6 protein-coding genes are annotated in these 2,831 nt (G+C 59.7%); all 6 read left to right on the forward strand.

Features of this window, described 5'->3' with window-relative positions; genetic code table 11:
• A partial coding sequence (locus HUJ17_RS09410) for a CYTH domain-containing protein (protein ID WP_290510450.1) occupies window positions 1-369 on the forward strand: 369 nt, incomplete at its 5' end.
• Window positions 362-532, forward strand: a complete 171-nt coding sequence (locus tag HUJ17_RS09415; protein WP_290510451.1) for a hypothetical protein — start codon at window positions 362-364, stop codon at window positions 530-532. The genes HUJ17_RS09410 and HUJ17_RS09415, both read left to right, overlap by 8 nt.
• A gap of 75 nt (window positions 533-607) precedes the next feature.
• The gene (locus HUJ17_RS09420; protein WP_290510452.1) at window positions 608-1,453 is read left to right on the forward strand and encodes a CHAD domain-containing protein; all 846 of its coding nucleotides are present in this window, start codon (window positions 608-610) and stop codon (window positions 1,451-1,453) included.
• Between the two features lie 148 nt (window positions 1,454-1,601).
• On the forward strand, window positions 1,602-1,919 hold the full coding sequence (locus HUJ17_RS09425) for a multidrug efflux SMR transporter (protein ID WP_103917984.1): 318 nt from the start codon (window positions 1,602-1,604) through the stop codon (window positions 1,917-1,919).
• Window positions 1,920-2,020: 101 nt separating this feature from the next.
• Window positions 2,021-2,485: a DUF1456 family protein gene (locus HUJ17_RS09430; RefSeq protein WP_290510453.1), complete on the forward strand. Its 465-nt coding sequence runs from the start codon at window positions 2,021-2,023 to the stop codon at window positions 2,483-2,485.
• A gap of 71 nt (window positions 2,486-2,556) precedes the next feature.
• Window positions 2,557-2,831 (forward strand): DUF6713 family protein (locus tag HUJ17_RS09435; protein WP_290510454.1); only part of this gene is annotated, 275 nt, incomplete at its 3' end.

Genomic DNA, 2,831 nt, shown 5'->3' on the forward strand with positions numbered 1-2,831 from the left:
GCCACCGTACGCGTTCGCATTGCCGGCACCACCGGCTGGTTGACCATCAAGGGTAAAACCGTGGGCGCCACCCGCAGTGAATTCGAATACCCGGTGCCTGAGGAAGACGCCCGGCAAATGCTGGATGAGCTGTGCAACGCCGGCGTCATCGACAAGACCCGCTACCGCCTGCCCCAGGGCGAGCTGTGCTGGGAAATTGATGTCTTCCATGGTGACAACGATGGGCTCATCGTTGCTGAAATCGAACTGCCCAGTGAAGACACCCCCTTCGACAAACCCGACTGGCTGGGCAAAGAAGTCACCGGCGATCCCCGCTATTACAACAGCGCGCTGAGCAGCACGCCCTTCAACCAGTGGGCCGATGACTGAGCACCGCTTTACCCTCTGGCGCCAGGACGATAACGGCATCAGGGCCAGAGTGGCTGACTACCCGAGTCGCCAGGCAGCAGAACAGGCCCGCCGGCACTATGAAGCCCTGGGGCACAAGCAGCTCTACTGGGTGGAAGAAAACTGTCAACGCGACAACGAGTGAATTCGCAGATTGCCGCAGGTCATCACGACGTAGTCATAATGCCCCGACAGACTCAGGAGGAGGACGGAGGGAACCATGGACGAGAACACCCTGGTTGAACGGCTATGCCAGCAGGCCATCCGCATTAATGCGCAGGCACTGGCAGATCTGCAGCATCAACCCTTACCCGCCAATGCCGTGCACGACTGCCGGGTGGCCGTGAAACGGCTGCGCGCCCAATGGCAACTGCTGCGCCCCTGGCTCAGCCGCGACGACCACCGCGCCTTTGATCACGGCATCCGCAGTGCCGCCCGGCTGCTGGCCGGCGCCCGCGACAACCACGTCATGGCCGCCACGCTGCAGAAACTGGCCAGTAAGGCCGACAAGCCCCGCCGACATTCCCTGAGCCGGGTGGCAAGCACACTGTTCAGCGACACCGACCTGCAGCCGGAAACCCACCACCATCAGGAAGCCATCACCGCCTTCGCCCAGGACCAGCAATATTGGCAGTCGCTGGCCCTGAGCATCAGCGACCATGAGTTGCTGGTCAGTGGTCTGGCGCGCACCTACAAGCAGTGCCGCAATCGCACCATCAAGGCCCAGGGCGGCAGCGACCCGCAACCCTGGCATGACCTGCGCAAATGGGCGAAGTACCTGCTCTATCAGCAGCAGGCCCTGGCGGATCAGAACATCCACACACCCTGCCACGATGCGGACCTGGAGCGCCTGGGCAAGAAACTGGGCAAACTCCACGACCTGCACATGCTCCGCGAGCATGTGCTGGCACACAGCCACGCCATCGAGAAGCAGAAAGACCTGGCCCATACCCTGGATGCCATCCACGGGCGGGAAAAACGTCTGCTGAAGAAATGTCAGACGGAAAGCCAACGGCTGTTTCAGATGCCCACCAAAAAATGGATCGCCCGGGTAACCGCCCGCTGACAGATCGGGGGAACTTTTCCTTCCTTGCCCACTTCCAAGAGCTTGATACAATCACCAATCCGGTGCCCGAGGACGACCTCGATCACGGCATCCACGGGCAGGCTGTTGAAAAGCCTGCCAGGGGACGACCCCATGCAGGAGTTTTATCATGGCATGGGTTCTGGTCATTCTCGCCGGCATCCTCGAATCCGGCTGGGCGTTAGGATTGAAAGCCAGCCACGGCTTTACCCGCCCGCTTCCTTCCCTGTTAACCGTCATCGGCATGGCCGCCAGCTTCTGGCTATTGGCCAAAGCCATGCAGACCCTGCCCGTAGGCACCACCTACGCGGTGTGGACCGGCATGGGCACCATCGGCACCGTGCTGCTGGGCATTCTGCTGTTCCAGGATGCCGTCAACGCGCCGCGTTTGCTGTGCCTGGGGCTGATTCTGGCAGGTATTGTCGGGCTGAAAATTTTCACCCCGTAAGCCTGAACTCCGTAAGCCAGAACAATAGGGGCGTGTCCCGGTTACCGGTTCCCTGTAACATGGGCGCCACGCCCTCTCCTGCCGCTCACTACAGGTTTTCCATGCTCAATAATGACGTTCTGCGCCGCGCTCGCTATATCTTCGACTTTGACGATAGCCGCATGATCGGTGTCTTCGCCGAAGCCGGCGAAACCGTGACCCGGGAACAGATCAGCGACTGGCTGAAAAAAGATGACGATCCGGCCTTCCAGAAGTGCAACGACCGCACCCTGGCAATCTTTCTCAATGGTCTTATCAATGCCCTGCGCGGCAAAAAGCCCGGCCCGCAACCGGAGCCCGAATCCCGGCTGACCAACAACATGATCTTCATGAAACTGAAAATTGCGTTGAACCTGCAGGCCGAGGACGTGCTGGCCATTCTGGAGCTGGCCAACTTCCGCATGAGCAAACACGAACTGAGCGCCTTTTTCCGCAAGCCTGGCCACAAGCATTACCGGGAATGCAAAGACCAGATCCTGCGCAATTTCCTGGCGGGGTTGCAGATACAGTTTCGCGACGGGGAATAGCCCCTTACCTGAGAGGTAATGGCATTCCCTCTCCATAACGGGTTTTATGGCAGTGACACTGGAGAGCTGCCATGAAACCCGACCTGCCACAGACCCTTTTCCTGCTTAACAGCACCGTCCTGCTTACCCATCAGATCGATGCCGCCTACTGGCACGAGTGGAATCTTTTCCATCTGCCCGGTGGCAATCAACTCAACCTGATACTGAACCTGCCCATCATCGCTCTGGTGCTACTGGCCTTCCTGCAAGTCGCCACCCACAGCCCCCATCAACGACTTTGCCATAAGTTCCTGGCTGGTCTGGGGCTACTGACCGTCGCCATCCACAGCGGCTTCTTCCTGGCCGG

This window comes from Alcanivorax sp., from assembly GCF_014762765.1.
Lineage (GTDB): Bacteria > Pseudomonadota > Gammaproteobacteria > Pseudomonadales > Alcanivoracaceae > Alcanivorax.

Excerpts from the sequence above, each read along its gene's own strand:
- HUJ17_RS09415 (WP_290510451.1), top strand. The coding sequence starts at position 362 with ATGACTGAGCACCGCTTTACCCTCTGGCGCCAGGACGATAACGGCATC.
- HUJ17_RS09420 (WP_290510452.1), top strand. The coding sequence starts at position 608 with ATGGACGAGAACACCCTGGTTGAACGGCTATGCCAGCAGGCCATCCGC.
- HUJ17_RS09425 (WP_103917984.1), top strand. The coding sequence starts at position 1,602 with ATGGCATGGGTTCTGGTCATTCTCGCCGGCATCCTCGAATCCGGCTGG.
- HUJ17_RS09430 (WP_290510453.1), top strand. The coding sequence starts at position 2,021 with ATGCTCAATAATGACGTTCTGCGCCGCGCTCGCTATATCTTCGACTTT.